This window comes from Mycobacterium gordonae (assembly GCF_002101675.1).
GTDB lineage: Bacteria > Actinomycetota > Actinomycetes > Mycobacteriales > Mycobacteriaceae > Mycobacterium > Mycobacterium gordonae.
The window spans coordinates 1-18,501 of record NZ_LQOY01000092.1; the positions used below are offsets into that span (position 1 = coordinate 1).

An 18,501-nucleotide genomic window follows, 5' to 3' on the forward strand; every position below is an offset into this window, starting at 1 on the left:
TGATGCCAACCCGGGTGATCGCAACACCGGAAGCTTCAACGGCGGCAGCATCAACACCGGTTTCGCCAACGCGGGCAATCTCAACACCGGTTCCTTCAACACCGGCAACATGAACCTCGGCTCGTTCCACCTGGCCGACAGCCAAGGGGTGGAGGGTTTCACCATCCCGATCGATTTCCCGGCCATTCCGATCGACCTCGTGGCGGGTACCAACGTCGCGATCCCGGTCACCGGATTCTTCTACCCGATCACCATCCAACCGATCCCTCAATTCGGCATCCCGGTCGACGTGTCGGTTACCGTTCTTTTCACTATCAACGTAGAAGGAATCCTTCAGAGCCCAGTGATGGACCCCATCGTCGTGAACCCGATCGTCCTGAAGGACCTCATGGTCGGGGCGGACATACGGATCCCCATCGACATGACGCTCCTGGGCCGGCTCAACGTCACGGTGCCGGGGCTGGTGGGTATCGGGAACTCCGCGGGGTCGGTGTCGTCGGGGTATTTCAACGGGAATTCCAGCGGCACCTCCGGTTTCTTCAACTCCAGCGATCTGAGTTCGGGCTTCGCCAACGCCAACGGGGCGCTGACCTCGGGCTGGTACAACTCCGGTTCGCTGCTCTCGGGCTGGCAGAACCTCGGGACCGCCATCTCCGGTGTCGCCAACACCAGCACCAGTCAACGGTGCGGCGATCATGTCCGGCGTCGGCAACATCGGCAGCCAGGTCTCCGGCTTCTGGAACGGCCAGCTGAGCGCGCTGCAGCAGACGCTGGCGGCCATGTCGCCGATCCAGGCGAGCCTCGTCACCACCACCACGTAGCGGCATAGGCCGGCGGCAGCCGGTTGCAGCGGGTCGGCACCAATTCAATCCCGTGACGATCGCAAGCGCGGCGGCAGCCGGGTGCAGCGGGTCGGCACCAGTTCAATCCCGTGAGGATCGCAAGCGCGGCGGAGCCGGGTGCAGCGGGTCGGCGCCGATCAACCCCGTGAGGATCGCAAGTGCGGCGGAGCCGGGTGCAGCGGGTCGGCGCCGGATCAACCCCGTGACGATCGCAAGCGCGGCGGAGCCGGGTGCAGCGGGTCGGCACCATTCAATTAATGACAAACTGGATCCATGGCTGCGCTGTCGGCGGTGGTATTCACGCTGAGCGGTTGGCTCGGGCTCTATCTGCTGGCCCGCGACCCGCGCAAGCCGGTGCTCGTGCTGGCCTCGATCGGGCTTTGTGGCTTCGCGTCGGTGGTGGCTTTGGACGCGGTGCGCAACACCAGCGCGACGCATGCCCTGATGCTCAGCCAGCTCGAGGTGTACCTGGTTGCGGTGCCCAGCGTGGCGTGGTTCGCGGTGCTCGTCGAACTGGCCCGTCCAGCCGACAGTTCCCGGGGACGAACCGGCGAGGTGCTCCTGGTCGGCGGTGTCGCGGCGCTGACGCTGCTGGCCGCGACGGTGGCCGGCAGCGTCAACGGGCCGCTTCGGCTCGGGCATTGGCTGATGTTCGCCGTCATCTCGGTGTCCACCCTGGGGGCCATGGCCGCCAAGGTGATGCGGCCCGGCGGCCCCACCTCGGTCACCGGAGCCGTTGTCGTTGCGACAATGTTCTTCGCGCTGGCCAATGCCATCCTGATCATCCCGCTGGGTTTGGTGCCGAGCTGGCTCGCCTTGGCCTCGACGGGGTTCGATGTGCTGCTGCTCGGGGTGGCCGTGGCGGTCTGGGACGCCTTCGACGAGGGACAGGCGTTGCGGGCCGACATGCTGCGGTCGTTCGTCGGCTGTTCGGCGGTGTCGGTGTTGTTCGGGGGTCAGGCGCTGGTCGGTTTGGCGATGACTCGTACCGATCCCACGGCCCAGACGGCGATGACCGTGTTGCTGTTCACCAGCCTCGCGGTGGCCATCACGGTGCAGGTGCTGGCCGACCCGTTGGCCGGGATCCTGGACCGGTTGGCCTTCTCCCGCTCACCCGAGCTTCGGGCCGACCGGGCAGCGCTGCGCGGCGCGGAGGCGGCGTTGCCGCTGCGCTCGGAGGGCCCACTGCTCGACGTCGACGACGACACGTTCGTCCGGCTCACCCGCCGGGCGCTCGGTCACTACGGCGACCTGACCAAGCTGGTCGCCAGCCCGCTGACCGCGCTGCCGGTGATCGACGAGCGACTCGCGGCCCGCGGCGCGCCCGACCATCCGGTGGAGCGTGCCAACGAACTCAAGGCGGTGCTCGCCGACGGCATCGGCCGGCTCAAGCCCCGCGACGGCGGCGACTTCGGCACCACCGAGGAATGGCGCTACTACAACTCGCTGTACTTCCCCTATGTGGTCGGCGTGCGCGCCTACGCCCAGAACGCCACCGCCGCCGGCTTGGATCCGACGGCGCGGCAGGCCTGGCAGTGGCTGGTCACCGAGGTGCCGCAACGGTCATTGCACAATTGGCAGAATGCGGCGGCGCGGCTGATCGCCGCCGACCTACGCGGGCGGGTCACCGTTTCCAGCGACTGATCCCGGCCAGCCCGCTCACCAACACAACCAGACGGAGATCTCTGTGCCGGACAAACTGCCGCCCGCCCGCGTCGTTCGAGCACTCGAAGTGGTCCGCGACCGGCTCGCCCGACTGCACCAGAAAATGGTGCCGGCGCCGATCGCGATGATGGAACTGATCCTGGACGCCTGGTCGGCTCAAGCGATCACCGCGGCGGCCGAACTGGGCATCGCGGATGCGCTCGCTGACGGCCCGTTGACCGCCGACGAACTGGCGGCAGCCGTCGGCGCCGACCCGGACGCCGTCGGTCGGCTGCTTCGCGCCTTGATCGGCCGGGGCATCTTCCGTCAGCGCCGTGACGGTCGATACGAGCTCAACCCGCTCGCGGACGCGCTGCGCCGCGACGCCGAGGTCTCGCTGGCCGGCATGGCCCGACTCGTCGGTGCTCCACAACAGCGAGAGCACTGGAGCGGGCTGACCCATGCCATCCGCAGGGGCCGCGCGGTGGTTCCGGACCTGCGAGGCAAGCCCTTCTTCGACTACCTGGCCGACGAGCCGGAACTGGCCCACATCTTTAACAACGCCATGACCAGCACGTCGGACCTCTCGATCGCGCCGCTGGTCGCGGCGTACGACTTCGGCGGCTACTCCACCATCGTCGACGTCGGCGGGGGGCACGGCCGACTGCTGGCCGCCATCCTGCGGGCGGCGCCGCAGGCGCGCGGCGTCCTCTTCGACCAGCCCCAGGTGGTCGACGGCGCCGCGGCGGAGCTGCGCGAGCACGGCGTCGAGGACAGGGTGCGCGTCGTCGCGGGCTCCTTCTTCACCGACGACATACCCGCAGGCGGCGACGCCTACGTACTGAAGAACATCATTCACGATTGGCCCGACGACGAGGCGGTGCGCATTCTCGCCAACGTGCGCAAAGCCGCCGCACCGGGCAGTCATGTCTTGCTGTTGGAACAGGTGATCCCCGATCACGACCGCGACATTCCGGCGAAGTGGATCGACCTGGAGATGCTGGTGATGGTCGACGGCCGGGAGCGGACCGAGTCCGAGTACGGCCGGCTGTTGCAGCAGGCCGGCTTCCAGCTGACGCGAGTGGTGGAGACCGCGTCGCCGTTCGGCGTCGTCGAGGCCCGGGCCGTCTGACCGGCAGCGGGCGACCTCGAAAGCAAAAGTCCTGCTCAGCGGGTTCGTGGCAGTAACTGGCAGCGCCAGGTGTCGATCTGGCAGTGCCTGGACGGCACCGTCAAACGTGTTCGACCCGAACCAACGCCCAAGCCCGAGGAGATCCGAACATGACCGCAATTTCCGGTGCGCACACCCGCCCGCTATCCGACTCCAACGACTCGTTGCTTCGCTTCGCGATGCGCGCCGACGCCACCCTGACCGGCGTGATGGGGCTGGCCGTCGCCGTCGCCGCCGATCCGGTGTCGCGGCTGACGGGATTGACGTCGGCCCAGGAATACAGCATGGGCGCCTTCTTCGTCCTCTACGGACTGGCGGTGTTCAGCCTGGCCGCGCTGCCGAACCTGCGTCGCGCGGGACTGGGCGTCGTGGCGGCAAACCTGGTCTATACGGTCGCGGCGATCGTCGCCGCGGAGCTGGTGCCGATGACGTCGATCGGAGTCGGCGCGACCCTGGCCAGCGGCCTGTACACCCTGGCCTTCGCCGGGCTGCAATACCTGGGAGTGCGCCGCCTCACGGCGTAACTCCCCTTCCCGCCGAGCGGGGTTGCCATCGCCTGAGCGTTGCGGTGTGCGGCCCCGCTTGGCCTGTTGGAACCTGTTGGAACGAATTGCGGGTCCGTGCCGGCCCCAGAGGGCCGACACGGTTCTCAGGCGTCGACGTCGTCGACCACAAAGACCGCCCACGCATATGCGGCGTCCGTTTCCTGGAAAAGAACTTCGTGGCTCATCAGGTGCCTCCTCGTCGCTATTGAGGTGCCGAGCGGAAGTGCCCAGCTACACCACGATGCCCGGATTTGGGCGCCCGCGTTGTCCTCCGATCGGGGGGCGGCGGGACGAATTTCGGGTAGTACGAACGGCGGACAACGGGTGTCCGCCATTCGGGGGACTTAAGAGCTTTTCATGCCAACGCCGAACCAAGACGTGAGTGCGCGATCGAGCTCGTCCAAGTCGGGCGTCTGCGACGACGACGCCCAGGCCACATAGCCGTCGGGGCGAACCAACAACGCCGTGGCCGACAGTTCACCCACCGGGCGCCCAGCGACAACGACGATTCGGTCTGCGATGGCGGTGGCAGCGGCAGCCATCGAACCCAGCTCGGTGAGATCGATCAGCAGGGGCTTCCCGGTGCGGGCGAGTTCCGCGAAGCGGGTCGTTCCACAGGAGTCGGCCACGGCCGAATCGGGCACCCAGCGTCCGACCAAAGGATGGTCCGCCGAGCCTGCGCCGTAACACACGTCGGCACCGGACACGAGGTCCCCGAGGTGCTGGACGACTTCCGGCAGCGCGAGCAATTCGCCGAACAGTTCTCGCAAGGCGCTGACCTCCGCTCCCGGCCGGATAAGTGCCAGCTGGGCGCGGCTGTGCATGAGTACCCGCTCGGCGGCGGGCCGGCGTTCCAGCTCGTAGGTGTCCAGCAGCTCGTCGCCGACACGCCCATCGAGCACGGCTGCCAGCTTCCAGCCGACATTCACCGCGTCCTGCAGACCCAGATTGAGACCGGGCCCACCGAGGGGCGGCTGCACATGCGCGGCGTCACCGACCAGCATGACCCGGCCCACCCGGTATCGGGACGCGATCCGCGAGTTCACGCCGCGATAACGACGCAGATCAGCAGGCATGTCTTCGCATTCGAGGTGCAGCGGCACGGGTACCCCGAGCACGCGCTCGATGCTGGCCTCCTGCAGGGCGATGCTGGGGGGCGAGTCATCGCCGCTCGTGTCGGGGTTCTCGCTCGGTGACTTGTCCAGTTCGATCGTGAACGCCCCGGCACGGTCGGTCAGCTTCAGACCCCATCCGAAGATGCCCCGGTCGGCGCGAAAGTATTGCCGTGGCGGGATGGCGCCGAAACCAGGGACGTGCAGCGCTCCGGTGTCGGAATCAATCCAGTCCAGGGGCGGCAGGACCCCGAACGACACGTGCTCGGTCACGTCGTACGACGACATCCCCGGGAAACCGATGCCCGCCAGCTTGCGGGTGAGACTCGAACCGCCGTCGGCCCCGACCAGGTACTCGGCTGACAGCTCATAGGGGCCGTCCGGACCCGCGACATATACGACGACGCCGTCGTCGACGTGCTCGAAACCGCTCAGGGCGTGGCCCCAGCGAAAGTCGACGTCATAGTTTTGGGCCGCGGCGACAAGCACCTCGATCAGCCGCGGCTGTTCCACCCGCAACGTGTACAGCTGATGATGCGCAATACCGGCGAAGCTGAATCCGAAGCCGGCGAAGAATGAGCCGGGCGCCGGTTGCGGGGGTTCCGTTGTCCCCGCAAGTGTGTTGTACAGGCCGCGGTGGTCGAATAACCGGACTCCCTGGCCGACGATGCCTGCGGCACGCCGCTGCGTGTTGGGGCCGGGACTCTTATCCAGCAGCACCGGCCGGATGCCGGCCAGGCCGAGTTCGCAGGCCAGCATCAGCCCGTTCGGGCCGCCGCCCGCGATCACCACATCAGGCACGGGCCGGAATTTACTCCGGAACACCGAACCCACGAAGGATCGCCGACGTTCGGTTGCGCGGCCGTGCAAAGTGCACCTCGCGACAAAGCGGGTTTGTGCACTCTGCACGATGTCGTCCCGACGTCCGCGCGGCAAGCTGGCAAGACTCAAAACATGTTGGGCCCGTTGCTGATTGGCGCTTCCCTAGCTGACGCTGGCCCCGGCTGAACCCGATGGAGGACAGCGATGGCATTTCTGATAGCCGCACCGGACGCGGTGGCGCACGCCGCGAGCCAACTGGCGAATGTCGGTTCGATGCTGAACGAGGCCAGCAGCGCGGCCGCCGGCCCCACGACCGCCCTGGCGGCCGCCGGCGCCGACGAGGTCTCGGCGGCGATCGCCGCGCTGTTCAGCGCGCACGCCCAGACCTACCAAGCGGTCAATGCTCGGGCAGCGCTATTCCACCAGCAGTTCGTACGGGCAATGACGGGTGCCGGCGAGTCATACGCGGCCGCAGAAGCGTTGAACGCGTCGCCGCTGCAGGCGCTTGAGCAAGGGGTGCTGGGCGTCGTCAACGCACCCACCCAATTGCTGTTGGGTCGCCCGCTGATCGGCGACGGCGTCAACGCGACCACACCCGGCGGGGCCGGCGGGGCCGGCGGCCTGCTGTGGGGCAACGGCGGCAACGGCGCCGCGGGGGCGGCCGGCACCGGACAGGCGGGCGGTGCCGGCGGGGCTGCCGGACTGCTCGGTAACGGCGGCGCCGGCGGGGCCGGCGGATCGGGGAATGCCGGCGGCATCGGCGGCGTGGGCGGCGCCGGAGGGTCCGGAGGCTGGCTGTACGGCAACGGTGGCAGCGGCGGCGCCGGCGGGGCGGGCGGCCTCGGCGCCACCCAGAGCGGCAATGGCGGAGCCGGTGGATTCGGCGGCGCGGCCGGCTTGTGGGGAACCGGCGGCGCGGGCGGGGCCGGCGGTGCCGGTGTTAACGGTCTAAACGGTGTCAACCCCGGCACGATCGCGGGCACCCCGGCCGGCAACGGAAGCCCTGGTAGCCCAGGTCAGCCGTCCAACACGGTTCTGAATCCGTTGAGCACCGGCGGGACCGGCAGCAACGGCATCGACGGCACGGTGCCCGGACAAGGTGGCGGCACGGGCGGCGCCGGTGGAGTGGGCGGCGTCGGCGGCGGCGGCGCACCCGGCGGCACCGGCGGCCTGGGCGGGGACGGCGGCGACGGTGGTCTGGGTGCGACCGGTGGTGCGGGTGGTGCGGGCGGCGCGGGTGCTATCGGGACCAACGGCGGCGGCGGCGGCCATGGCGGCACGGGTGGCACCGGCGGGGCCGGCGCAGCGGGCGGAGCCGGTGGTGCCGGCGGCGACGGCAGCCACACCGGCGGGATCGGCGGCAAGGGCGGCACCGGCGGTGACGGCGGTGACGGCGGGACGGGTGGCACCGGCGCGACGGGTGGTGCCGGTGGCAACGGCGGCGCGGGCGGCAGCCGTGCGAACGACGGCATCGGCCAGCTCACCACCCAGGGCGGTAACGGCGGTAACGGAGGGTCCGGCGGCACCGGCGGCACCGGGGCCTCGGGTACCAGCGGCTCTCACGGCGGCGCCGGGGGCGCCGGGGGTCGTGGCGGGTGGTTGTTCGGCAACGGCGGCAACGGCGGCCTCGGCGGCGTCGGGGGCATCGGTGGCAACGGCGACGTCGGCGGCACGGGCGGCAACGGCGGCAACGGCGGAGCCCTCGGCACCGGATCCACCACCAACGGCACCCTGGGTGCGGGTGGAGACGCCGGAGACGGTGGTCAAGGTGGCGACGCAGGCAACGGGGGCAACGGCGGCGCCGGCGGCAATGCCGGGGCCGGTGGTCTGTTCGGCTCAGCGGGTATCGGCGGTCTCGGCGGCGCCGGAGGCGTCCACGGGACTCCCGGCGCCGGCGGCAGCGCGGGCGCCGTAGGTTCAGGCAGCACACCCGGCAACGCTGGGCAGTCGCTGGGCCCGGGGGCGAGCGGCACTAGCGGTAGCAACGGGGCCAACGGCCGGTAGTGGCAGCTCTGCGTGCCGGTGTCATCAGATGCCGCCGCGGCTCCTGCGGACTGTGCAAAGTGCCCACCCTCGGTCGCTGACGTGTGCACTTTGCCTGTGGTGGTCGACAGCTTCCTACGGGTTCATTAGTTAACCGTCGAATTCACGACGATTGCAGCGCGAAGAGCCCATACTTCGATTGATTTCGCGGGGGGCCGACGACAGCGATAGGACAAGCGATGTCATTTGTGGTTGCCGCCCCGGAATTCCTGGCCCAGGCCGCGTCCGACATAGCGGGAATCGGCTCCACGCTCAGCCAGGCCGCCGCCGCCGCCGCGGCTCCCACCACCGCGGTTGCCGCCGCGGGCGCCGACGAGATATCCGCCGCGATAGCAGCACTGTTCAACGGGCACGCCCAGACATATCAGGCCCTGAACGCTCAGGCGGCGGCGTTTCACCAGCAGTTCGTCCAGACCATGACGGGCACCGGCGGAGCCTACGCCGCCGCCGAGGCGTTCAACGCCGCCCAGAGCCTGCCGCAGGACGTACTGGGGATCATCAACGCGCCCACGATGGCGCTGTTCAACCGGCCGCTGATCGGCGACGGCGCCAACGGCGGACCCGGCATTCGCGGCGGCGACGGCGGAATCCTCTATGGCAACGGCGGCGCCGGGGGCAACGGCGGATCCAACCAGGCTGGCGGAGCCGGGGGCAACGCCGGTCTGATCGGCAACGGCGGTGCGGGCGGTAATGGTGGTGTCAACACCTCGCCCGGTGTCGGGCAGAACGGCGGGGCTGGCGGCAGCGGTGGCTGGCTGTTCGGCAACGGCGGCAGCGGCGGTGCAGGGACCGGGGCATTCTCCAAGGCCGGCCCGGGCGGATTCGGTGGAGCCGGCGGAAGCGCAGGCTTGTGGGGCAGCGGCGGCCAGGGCGGCAGCGGCGGTGCGGGTGGCACCGGTGCCGCATACGTCGCCGGCGCCGGTGGGGCCGGCGGAAACGGCGGCTGGCTGTACGGCCCCGGTGGCGCGGGCGGGACCGGCGGGGTGGCCGGCGCCGCCAGCGCATTCGGCGGGATCGGCGGTGCGGGTGGAAACGGCGGACTGATCGGTGACGGGGGAGCCGGGGGGTCCGGCGGCGCCGGCAGCACCGGCACCAACGGTGGCGCGGGCGGCCACGGCGGCAACGGCGGATTGCTCTACGGCAACGGCGGGTCCGGCGGCAACGGCGTCGCCGCCCAGTTCGCCGGCGGTACCAACGGTGGCGACGGTGGCAACGCCGGGCTGTTCGGCAACGCCGGCGGAGGGGGGAGCGGCGGTAACGGGGACAACCTCGCCGCTGGTCGTGGCGGCAATGGCGGGGTAGCGATCTTCGGCGACGGCGGCAACGGCGGGGCCGGCGGAAACATGATCGGCGCCATTAATTCGAACCAGGCGATCGCCGGGGGCAACGGCGGAAACGGCGGCGTCTCCAGGTTGTGGGGCAACGGCGGCAGCGGCGGAAACGGCGGCGCCGGCGAGACATCGAACACCGGCGGAATCGGCGGCCGCGGCGGTGACGGCGCGAACGCCGGGCTGCTGTTCGGCAACGGCGGGGCCGGCGGCTTCGGCGGAACCGGTGGCAACGCCAACTTCGGCACGGGTGTCAGCGCGGGCGGAGGCGGCAACGGCGGTATCGGCGGCGTCTCCGGGCTGTTCTACGGCAACGGCGGCGCCGGTGGCGGCGGTGGAGCCGGCGGCAACTTCACCGGCGGCACGGCTGGCGACGGTGGTGACGGCGGGGCCGGCGGCAACGCCAGATTGATCGGCAACGGTGGTGCCGGTGGGGCAGGTGGTCCGACCGGGGCCTTCACCAACCCGGGTAAAGCCGGCGTCGGCGCCGGCGGCGGTCTTGCCGGCATCTTGTTCGGCCAGTCCGGGGCCCACGGCTGATCCGCGCCTACAGCTTGCGCAGCCTCAGCCGGTTGATCGAGTGATCGGCGTCTTTGCGTAGTACCAGGGTGGCCCGGGGCCGCGTCGGCAGGATGTTCTCGACCAGGTTGGGCCGGTTGATCGAGCGCCAGATCTCCCGTGCCGCGACCACTGCCTGGGGGTCGGACAGGGCCGAGTAGTGGTGGAAATGCGATTCGGGGTTGGCGAACGACGTACTGCGCATCGCCAGGAACCGCGACACGTACCACTGCTCGATGTCCTCGATCCGCGCGTCCACATAGAGCGAGAAGTCGAACAGGTCCGACACCATCAGCGTCGGACCGGTTTGCAGAACGTTCAGCCCCTCCAGGATCAGGATGTCGGGATGCCGGACCACGTGCTTGGCGCCGGGAATGATGTCGTAGCGCAGATGTGAATACACCGGCGCGCAGGCGTAGTCCGATCCCGACTTCACCGAGGTGACGAACCGCATCAGCGCCCGGCGGTTGTAACTCTCGGGAAAACCCTTGCGGTGCATGAGGTTTCGTCGTTCAAGTTCCGCGTTGGGGTAGAGAAAACCGTCGGTGGTCACCAGGTCCACCCGGGGGTGGTGATCCCAGCGGGCCAGCAGCGCCTGCAGCACGCGCGCGGTGGTCGATTTGCCGACGGCCACGCTGCCCGCCACGCCGATGATGAACGGCACCGGGCGGTCCGGGTTTTGCTGCGGCTCGCCGAGGAACTCCGCGGTGGCGGCGAACAGGCGCTGCCGCGCGGCCACCTGAAGGTGGATGAGCCGGGCAAGCGGCAGGTAGACCTCTTCGACCTCCAGCAGGTCGATCTGTTCGCCGAGGCCACGCAGACCGACCAGTTCCTCTTCGGTCAGGGCCAGCGGCGTCGCCATGCGGAGCGCGCGCCATTGCCGTCGGTCGAACTCGACATAGGGGCTCGGCTCGCTCGGCCGCGGCATGGTGCCAGTCTCTCAGGAACGACGGGGGCGCTGACGGTGGGGCTGGCGAAAACGCGATTCAGCTGCGAAACCGTCGTCTCGATAGACTGATGCCCGTGACTGCAACTCCTGGCGCCCGCGTCGCTTCGTCCGTTATGTCCGCCCCGCTTGCAGAGGTCGACCCCGATATCGCCGAGCTGTTGGGCAAGGAGCTCGGGCGGCAACGCGACACGCTCGAGATGATCGCGTCGGAGAACTTCGTACCGCGTTCGATCCTGCAGGCCCAGGGCAGCGTGCTGACCAACAAGTACGCCGAGGGCCTGCCCGGGCGGCGCTATTACGGCGGCTGCGAGCACGTCGACGTGGTCGAGAACATCGCCCGCGACCGCGCCAAGGCGCTGTTCGGCGCCGACTTCGCCAACGTGCAGCCGCACTCGGGCGCCCAGGCCAACGCCGCGGTGCTGCACGCGCTGATGTCGCCCGGCGAGCGGCTGCTCGGCCTCGACCTGGCCAATGGTGGCCACCTGACGCACGGCATGCGGCTGAACTTCTCCGGCAAGTTGTACGAGAACGCCTTCTACGGCGTGGATCCGACCACGCACCTGGTGGACATGGACGTGGTGCGGGCCCAGGCGCTGGAGTTCCGTCCCAAGGTGATCATCGCCGGCTGGTCCGCCTATCCCCGGATTCTCGACTTCGCCGCGTTCCGGTCGATCGCCGACGAGGTGGACGCCAAACTGTGGGTCGACATGGCGCACTTCGCCGGTCTGGTCGCCGCAGGACTGCATCCTTCGCCGGTGCCGCACGCCGACGTGGTCTCCACCACGATTCACAAGACGCTCGGCGGCGGCCGGTCCGGCATGATCCTGGGCAAGCAGGAGTACGCCAAGTCCATCAATTCAGCGGTGTTCCCCGGTCAGCAGGGCGGACCGCTGATGCACGTGATCGCCGGCAAGGCCGTCGCGCTGAAGATCGCCGCGACGCCCGAGTTCGCCGAGCGCCAGCAGCGCACGTTGTCCGGTGCGCGCATCATCGCCGAGCGGTTGCTCGCCGACGACGTCGCCAAGGCCGGTGTCTCGGTGGTCAGCGGCGGCACCGACGTGCACCTCGTGCTGGTCGACCTGCGCAACTCCCCGTTGGACGGCCAGGCCGCCGAGGACCTGCTGCACGAAATCGGCATCACGGTCAACCGCAACGCCGTGCCGAACGATCCCCGGCCGCCGATGGTGACGTCGGGTCTGCGGATCGGGACACCGGCGCTGACGACCCGCGGCTTCGGGGACGCCGAATTCTCCGAGGTTGCCGACATCATCGCGACCGCATTGGCCGCCGGCACGGCGGCAGATGTCACCGAACTGGGTGCCCGCGTTACGCGGTTGGCCAGGGAGTTTCCCTTGTACGAGGGCATCGAGGACTGGGGGCTTGTCGGGCACTGAACCTGGCTGAGCAGACGCATAATCCCCCTTTTCCGGCCCGGAAAGGGGGATTATGCGTCTGCTCGCCAGGGTGAGCCGCGACACGCCCACGGAAATTTGAAAGAACCTGTGAATGCGGGTTACAGTTACCGCATGGCACAGAAACCTGTCGCTAATGCGCTGACGCTTGAACTCGAGCCCGTGGTGGAGTCCTTGCTGGCCCACCACCTCGCGACCGAAGAGATCTGGTTCGCCCACGACTACGTCCCGTTCGACCGTGGTGAGAACTTCGCGTTCCTCGGCGGGCGCGACTGGGACCCGTCCCAGGCGACCCTGCCGCGGCCGATCACCGACGCGTGTGAGGTCATGCTGCTGCTCAAGGACAATCTGGCGGCCCATCACCGCGAGTTCGTCGAGCACTTCATCCTCGAGGACTACTGGGGCCGCTGGATCGGCCGCTGGACCGCCGAGGAGCACCTGCACGCCATCGCGCTGCGGGATTACCTGGTGGTGACCCGCGAGGTTGACCCGGCCGCGAATGAGGACGCCCGCGTCCAGTACGTGATGAAGGGCTACCGCACCGAGAAGTACTCGCAGATCGACACCCTGGTCTACATGACCTTCTCCGAGCGCACCTACGGCACGTTCTGCCGCAATCTCGCCGCGCAGATCGAGGAACCGATCCTGGCCGGACTGGTGGACCGGATCGCGCGAGACGAAGCGCGGCACGAGGAGTTCTTCGCCAACCTGATCACCCACCTGCTGGACTACTCCCGCGACGAGGTGATCGAGGCCATCGCCGCCCGGGCCGCCGATCTCGACGTTCCCGGCGCCGACATCGACGCCTACCAGGACAAGCTGCAGGCGGTGGCGGAGGCCGGCATCTTCGACCGCGCCCAGCTGCAGCAGGTGATCTCGGAGCGCATCACCGCGTGGGGTCTGGCTGACGAGCCCGCGTTGCAGCGGTTCGTCACCGACTAGCGCGGACTAGCCCACGCACATTTGTTGCGTTTGCGTGTCTCGATAGCGTCTCGGCGCGCCTGCACTGCGGGGGTGTGGCCACCGGAGTAGCGTCGCCGGTGATGGCCAGCGATCTGCTCTGCTGCCAGGGCGGCACCTTCCGTCACTCCAACGGCAGGACCGGCCCCGGTCCTGGTGCCGCGGCCCCCGCCGACACGCTCGCGTGGGTCCGCCCGAGCGTCATTCGCTCGAGGAGCGCCCCGTGACCCAAACCCGGACGTACGTGCTCGACACCTCCGTACTGCTGTCTGACCCGTGGGCATGCAGCCGGTTCGCCGAGCACCAGGTGGTGGTTCCGCTGGTGGTGATCAGCGAACTGGAAGCCAAGCGCCACCACCATGAGCTGGGCTGGTTCGCGCGTCAGGCGCTGCGCCTGTTCGACGATCTGCGGCTGGAACACGGCCGGCTCGACCAGCCCATTCCGGTTGGGACACAGGGCGGTTCGCTGCATGTCGAGCTGAACCACACCGACCCGTCGGTGCTGCCCGCCGGCTTCCGGACCGACAGCAACGACTCGCGAATCTTGAGCTGCGCCGCCAACCTCGCCGCCGAGGGTAAGCGGGTGACGTTGGTGAGCAAGGACATTCCGCTGCGGGTCAAGGCCGCCGCCGTCGGCTTGGCCGCCGACGAATACCACGCGCAGGACGTCGTCGCCTCCGGCTGGTCCGGCATGCACGAGATCGAGACGGCCCCTGACGACATCGCGGCGCTGTTCGCCGACGGTGAGATCGACCTGGCCGAGGCTCGGGACCTGCCGTGCCACACCGGCATTCGCTTGCTGGGTGGAAGCTCGCACGCACTGGGCCGGGTCACCCCCGCCAAGCGCGTCCAGCTGGTCCGCGGCGACCGCGAGGTGTTCGGCCTGCGGGGTCGCTCCGCCGAGCAGCGGGTTGCTCTGGATCTGCTGCTCGACGAATCGGTGGGCATCGTGTCGCTGGGCGGCAAGGCCGGCACCGGGAAGTCGGCTCTGGCGCTGTGTGCCGGACTGGAAGCGGTGCTGGAACGCCGCACCCAGCGCAAGGTGGTGGTTTTCCGCCCGCTGTACGCCGTCGGCGGCCAAGAGCTTGGTTACCTGCCCGGCAGCGAGAGCGACAAGATGGGCCCCTGGGCCCAGGCTGTCTTCGACACCCTCGAAGGACTGGCCAGCCCGGCCGTGCTGGACGAGGTGCTGTCCCGGGGCATGCTCGAAGTGCTGCCGCTGACCCACATCCGCGGCCGGTCGCTGCACGACTCCTTCGTCATCGTCGACGAAGCCCAGTCCCTGGAGCGCAATGTGTTGCTGACGGTGCTGTCGCGGCTGGGCACGGGTTCGCGGGTGGTGCTGACGCACGACATTGCGCAGCGCGACAACCTGCGGGTCGGCCGGCACGACGGGGTGGCCGCGGTGATCGAGAAGCTCAAGGGTCACCCGCTGTTCGCCCACATCACGCTGCTGCGCAGCGAGCGGTCGCCGATCGCCGCGCTGGTCACCGAGATGCTCGAGGAAATCGCCGGGCCGCACTAGAGGCGCCCCGGCGTCTCTGCCGTCTGATCCTGCGCCCAGGGCGGATAAATCGCGCGGATCGCACCCTGTACGCAGGATCAACGCCGTCACCGCAGGGTCGACGGCGCGGTTGGGCGCGTGATGTTCGGTAAACTTCCCTGGTGCCGAAACGACCCGACAATCAGGCTTGGCGCTACTGGCGCATGGTTCTCGGCGTCGTGGTCGCGGCCGGGGTGCTGGTGATCGGCGGTCTGACCGGCCACGTCACCCGCGCCGACAACCAGAGTTGCGCCGCGGTCAAGTGTGTCGCGCTGACCTTCGACGACGGTCCCAGCCCCTACACCGACCGGCTGCTTCAGATCCTGAAAGACAACGACGCCAAAGCGACGTTCTTCCAGATCGGCAACAAGGTGGCGGCGAATCCGGCCGGCGCCAAACGGGTCGTGGACGCCGGCATGGAGCTCGGCAGCCACACCTGGGAACACCCCAACATGACCACCATTCCGCCGGAGGACATTGCCGCGCAGTTCTCCCGGGCCAACGACGCGATCGTCGCCGCAACCGGCCGCAAGCCCTCGCTGTACCGGCCCGCCGGCGGGCTCTCCAACGCGGCTGTCCGGCAGGCGGCCGGCAACTTCGGCCTCGCCGAAATCCTCTGGGACGTCATTCCTTTCGACTGGGCGAACGACTCCAACACCGCGGCGACCCGGCAGGTGTTGATGGCGCAGATCAAGCCGGGATCGGTCGTGTTGTTTCATGACACCTACTCGAGCACCGTCGACCTGGTCTACCAGTTCATCCCGGTGCTCAAGGCCAACGGCTACCGCCTGGTGACGGTCAGCGAACTGCTGGGACCACGGGCACCCGGCAGTAGCTACGGCGGCCGGGACAACGGGCCGCCCGTCAACGAGCTACACGATATTCCGCCCGGTGACATCCCGGCACTGCCCAACACCCCGTCGCCCAAGCCGATGCCAAACTTACCGATCACCGACATACCCGGACAGAATTCGGGCGGGCCGAATAACGGTGCCTAGGGCAGCAGCGCCGAAGTCTGCTCTGCGGCTGTCGATCCAATACGGCACCGACCTGGCCCTGGCGTACGTCATCGCGGTAGCAGATACCGCCGCGATCCTGATCCCGATGAGAGGCCACAGCCCGGCCGTGGCCAACGCCGACTTCGCCGAGAAGAACACCGGCCTGGTGGCGCTGTTGATCGTGCTGGGGACCATATCGGTCGCGGTCATCGGGCCCATGATCCTGGCACCCACCCTGCGCTGGTACACCGCCGGCAACCAGCCGACGCCGCAACAACGCGATGCGGCGATGAAACTCGCCGGTCGGCAGTCGGCTCTGCTGGCGGCGACGTGGGCCGTGTGCGGCGTGATCGTCGTCCTGGCCAACACCGACGGCGGGGCCGCGGTCACGGTGCCGATCTCGCTAGGCGTGCTGATCGGCGGCGCGGCGGCCGCCGGCACGGGTCTGCTGCTCGCACAGCGCACCCTGCGACCGATCATGAGCGCGGCCACCCGCGGTTGCGAGCCGCGACTGACGGTGCCGGGCGTCTTCGCGCGACTGATGCTGCTGTGGTTCCTGTGCAGTGCATTACCACTCGGCGTGATCACCGCATTCGTAGCGATGCGCTCCACGGGCTGGCTGGTCGAACAGAACAACTCGCTGGACGTGCCGATCCTGGTGGTGTCGCTGGCGGCGCTGCTGCTGGGCATGCCGTTGATGATCCTGACGTCTCGGTCGATATCTGATCCGGTGTCTGACGTCGCCGACGCGATGGCCGAGGTCGAGCGCGGCCACATCCACACCCACGTCGGGGTGTACGAGCGATCCCAGATCGGGCGCCTGCAAAGCGGCTTCAACCGCATGGTCACCGGCCTCGAGGAACGGGACCGCATCCGCGATCTGTTCGGCCGCCACGTCGGCTCCCACGTCGCGCGCCGGGCTTTGGAGGAAGGCGCCACGCTGTCCGGTGATGTGGTGGAAGCCGCCGTCCTCTACATCGACCTGGTGGGTTCCACCAAGCTCACCCAGAACCTTCCGCCGCAGGAAGTTGCCGCAGTTCTCAACGATTTCTTCCGCATCGTCGTGGGCACAGTCGACGAATTTCAGGGACTGATCAACAAATTCGAGGGTGATGCGGCACTCGTCATCTTCGGCGCGCCGCTGCGGACCGGCGAACCGGCGGCGGCGGCACTGGCCACCGCGCGTGCCCTGGGCGACAAGCTGCGTCTGCTACCCATGGTGGACTTCGGCATCGGGGTCTCGGCCGGTCGGGTCTTCGCCGGCAACATCGGGGCCGAAAACCGTTACGAATACACGGTGATCGGTGACGCGGTCAACGAAGCCGCCCGGCTGGCCGACCTCGCCAAAACCTCTGAAAATCGAATCCTGGCTTCAGGAGCGGCAATTGACCGCGCGCAGCCGGCCGAGCGCGGCCGCTGGGACGAGTGCTATTCGACCGTATTGCGCGGTCGGAGCGAGCCGACACATGTCTGGACGCCGGCTACTTTTTCGAAACCTTCAGCGAGGCAATGACTTTGTCGACGATGGCCGCCGAGCCTTTGTCTCCGATAGCTGTCGCGCCCAAGAAGATGGTGACCGGTTTGGTGTCGACCGCGATGATCGTCACCGTGTCACCCTTCACGCCGCGGGTGGTGTCGGCGATCGTGACGTCGGCGTCCACCCGGGCGGCCTTGACTCCGTCCACCGTCGTCGACGACGTCTTCTTCGGGCCCAGGGTGGGGTTGTTCTGAATATAGCCGGGGCCGTTTGCCACGCAGTCCATCAACTTTGATGCCTGCGCGTTGACGTCCATGCTGGTCACGAAATTGGTGACGGCGACCTCGACCTGCATCATCCATTGACTCGCGTTAGGCACCTCCGCGCCCAGGCCGACGGCGTCGATCAAGTTCGGATTCTGGTCGTCCACATACGGCTGCCAGCCCGGCGCCACGCTTGCGGGGAAGGACAGTTTGCCGGCCGAAACCGTGTCGCCGGTGGGCTTGTTACCGCCGGAGACGTTGGGTGTGCAGTCGGTAGCGGTCTGCATCGACGTGTCGGGTGCCGAGGTCCCGGCGCTCGTCGTCCCGGACGGGCCGGCCGTCGGAGACTCGTTTCCGTTGCCTTGGAGGGACACCACCAGGATTACCACGAGCACGATGGCACCCAGCACAGCGATGCCGGCGACGATCAGCCACGGCAGCTTCGAATTCGACGGCGGGGGACCGGGCGGGTAGCCCCCCGGCTGCCAGCCAGGCTGTCCGGGCGGACCGTATTGCTGAGGCGGGTAGCCATAGGGGTCGGTGCCCGGGGGATATTGGCCGCCGGGGGCGCCGTAGGGGTCGGCGCCCGGGGGATACTGGCCGCCGGAGGCGCCGTAGGGGTCGGTGCCCGGGGGGTACTGGCCGCCGGGCGGCGGGTAGGGGTACGAGCCTGCTGGCGGGCCCTGCGGCTGACCGGGTGGCGGGCCCTGCGGCTGCCCCTGGGGCTGACCGCCCCAATACGGTTGTTGCCCATACGGGTTGGCTCCATATGGATCCTGACCGTAGGGATCCTGTCCGTAGGGACCGCCGGGGGGAACCGTCATTACTGAATCA

14 protein-coding genes and 1 pseudogene are annotated in these 18,501 nt (G+C 68.8%); 12 read left to right on the forward strand and 3 right to left on the reverse strand.

Annotated elements, in window-relative coordinates; translation table 11 throughout:
* The 5 genes and pseudogenes from AWC08_RS15155 to AWC08_RS15175 all read left to right on the forward strand — a co-directional run.
* A partial coding sequence (locus AWC08_RS15155; protein ID WP_085087948.1) for a pentapeptide repeat-containing protein occupies positions 1–829 on the forward strand: 829 nt, incomplete at its 5' end.
* A gap of 158 nt (positions 830–987) precedes the next feature.
* Positions 988–1,095: pseudogene (locus tag AWC08_RS38290) on the forward strand (2-isopropylmalate synthase); the annotation flags it as partial.
* A gap of 20 nt (positions 1,096–1,115) precedes the next feature.
* Entirely contained in the window at positions 1,116–2,486 is a 1,371-nt protein-coding gene (locus AWC08_RS15165) for a hypothetical protein (RefSeq protein ID WP_069434979.1), read from the forward strand.
* Between the two features lie 37 nt (positions 2,487–2,523).
* Positions 2,524–3,618, forward strand: a complete 1,095-nt coding sequence (locus AWC08_RS15170; RefSeq protein ID WP_069434978.1) for a methyltransferase — start codon at positions 2,524–2,526, stop codon at positions 3,616–3,618.
* 149 nt (positions 3,619–3,767) lie between these two features.
* Positions 3,768–4,181, forward strand: coding sequence for a hypothetical protein (locus AWC08_RS15175; protein WP_065137239.1), 414 nt, complete (start codon positions 3,768–3,770; stop codon positions 4,179–4,181).
* 365 nt (positions 4,182–4,546) lie between these two features.
* Here AWC08_RS15175 and AWC08_RS15180 read toward each other — a convergent pair whose 3' ends face one another.
* Positions 4,547–6,115, reverse strand: a complete 1,569-nt coding sequence (locus AWC08_RS15180; protein WP_065137243.1) for an FAD-dependent monooxygenase — start codon at positions 6,113–6,115, stop codon at positions 4,547–4,549.
* Between the two features lie 225 nt (positions 6,116–6,340).
* Between AWC08_RS15180 and AWC08_RS15185 the strand changes: the two genes are divergently transcribed.
* Complete coding sequence (locus AWC08_RS15185) at positions 6,341–8,140, forward strand: PE family protein (RefSeq protein WP_085087951.1); 1,800 nt, start codon at positions 6,341–6,343, stop codon at positions 8,138–8,140.
* 218 nt (positions 8,141–8,358) lie between these two features.
* A complete protein-coding gene (locus AWC08_RS15190; protein WP_069435435.1) occupies positions 8,359–10,047 on the forward strand; it encodes a PE family protein in 1,689 nt (562 codons plus the stop codon).
* A 7-nt stretch (positions 10,048–10,054) separates the two neighbouring features.
* Here AWC08_RS15190 and coaA read toward each other — a convergent pair whose 3' ends face one another.
* Positions 10,055–10,993, reverse strand: a complete 939-nt coding sequence (coaA, locus tag AWC08_RS15195; protein ID WP_069435434.1) for a type I pantothenate kinase — start codon at positions 10,991–10,993, stop codon at positions 10,055–10,057.
* A 134-nt stretch (positions 10,994–11,127) separates the two neighbouring features.
* On the opposite strand from coaA, the gene glyA reads away from it, so the two are divergent.
* The 5 genes from glyA (at position 11,128) to AWC08_RS15220 (ending at position 17,440) form a co-directional block, all read left to right on the forward strand.
* The gene (gene glyA, locus AWC08_RS15200) at positions 11,128–12,408 is read left to right on the forward strand and encodes a serine hydroxymethyltransferase (protein ID WP_065136994.1); all 1,281 of its coding nucleotides are present in this window, start codon (positions 11,128–11,130) and stop codon (positions 12,406–12,408) included.
* 132 nt (positions 12,409–12,540) lie between these two features.
* Positions 12,541–13,368 (forward strand): acyl-ACP desaturase, encoded by an 828-nt coding sequence (locus tag AWC08_RS15205; protein ID WP_065136993.1) that lies wholly within the window; start codon positions 12,541–12,543, stop codon positions 13,366–13,368.
* Positions 13,369–13,609: 241 nt separating this feature from the next.
* On the forward strand, positions 13,610–14,911 hold the full coding sequence (locus tag AWC08_RS15210; protein WP_065136992.1) for a PhoH family protein: 1,302 nt from the start codon (positions 13,610–13,612) through the stop codon (positions 14,909–14,911).
* A 140-nt stretch (positions 14,912–15,051) separates the two neighbouring features.
* Positions 15,052–15,927: a polysaccharide deacetylase family protein gene (locus AWC08_RS15215; protein WP_065136991.1), complete on the forward strand. Its 876-nt coding sequence runs from the start codon at positions 15,052–15,054 to the stop codon at positions 15,925–15,927.
* A 52-nt stretch (positions 15,928–15,979) separates the two neighbouring features.
* Entirely contained in the window at positions 15,980–17,440 is a 1,461-nt protein-coding gene (locus tag AWC08_RS15220; protein ID WP_069434344.1) for an adenylate/guanylate cyclase domain-containing protein, read from the forward strand.
* Here AWC08_RS15220 and AWC08_RS15225 read toward each other — a convergent pair.
* Entirely contained in the window at positions 17,409–18,491 is a 1,083-nt protein-coding gene (locus AWC08_RS15225) for a hypothetical protein (protein ID WP_069434337.1), read from the reverse strand. The genes AWC08_RS15220 and AWC08_RS15225 overlap by 32 nt on opposite strands.
* Positions 18,492–18,501: the final 10 nt, after the last annotated feature.

What these genes read in the sequence shown, in the direction of transcription:
- AWC08_RS15225 (WP_069434337.1), bottom strand. Translation starts at nt 18,491, where the DNA reads ATGACGGTTCCCCCCGGCGGTCCCTACGGACAGGATCCCTACGGTCAG.
- coaA (WP_069435434.1), bottom strand. Translation starts at nt 10,993, where the DNA reads ATGCCGCGGCCGAGCGAGCCGAGCCCCTATGTCGAGTTCGACCGACGG.
- AWC08_RS15175 (WP_065137239.1), top strand. Translation starts at nt 3,768, where the DNA reads ATGACCGCAATTTCCGGTGCGCACACCCGCCCGCTATCCGACTCCAAC.
- AWC08_RS15205 (WP_065136993.1), top strand. Translation starts at nt 12,541, where the DNA reads ATGGCACAGAAACCTGTCGCTAATGCGCTGACGCTTGAACTCGAGCCC.
- AWC08_RS15190 (WP_069435435.1), top strand. Translation starts at nt 8,359, where the DNA reads ATGTCATTTGTGGTTGCCGCCCCGGAATTCCTGGCCCAGGCCGCGTCC.
- AWC08_RS15185 (WP_085087951.1), top strand. Translation starts at nt 6,341, where the DNA reads ATGGCATTTCTGATAGCCGCACCGGACGCGGTGGCGCACGCCGCGAGC.
- glyA (WP_065136994.1), top strand. Translation starts at nt 11,128, where the DNA reads ATGTCCGCCCCGCTTGCAGAGGTCGACCCCGATATCGCCGAGCTGTTG.
- AWC08_RS15165 (WP_069434979.1), top strand. Translation starts at nt 1,116, where the DNA reads ATGGCTGCGCTGTCGGCGGTGGTATTCACGCTGAGCGGTTGGCTCGGG.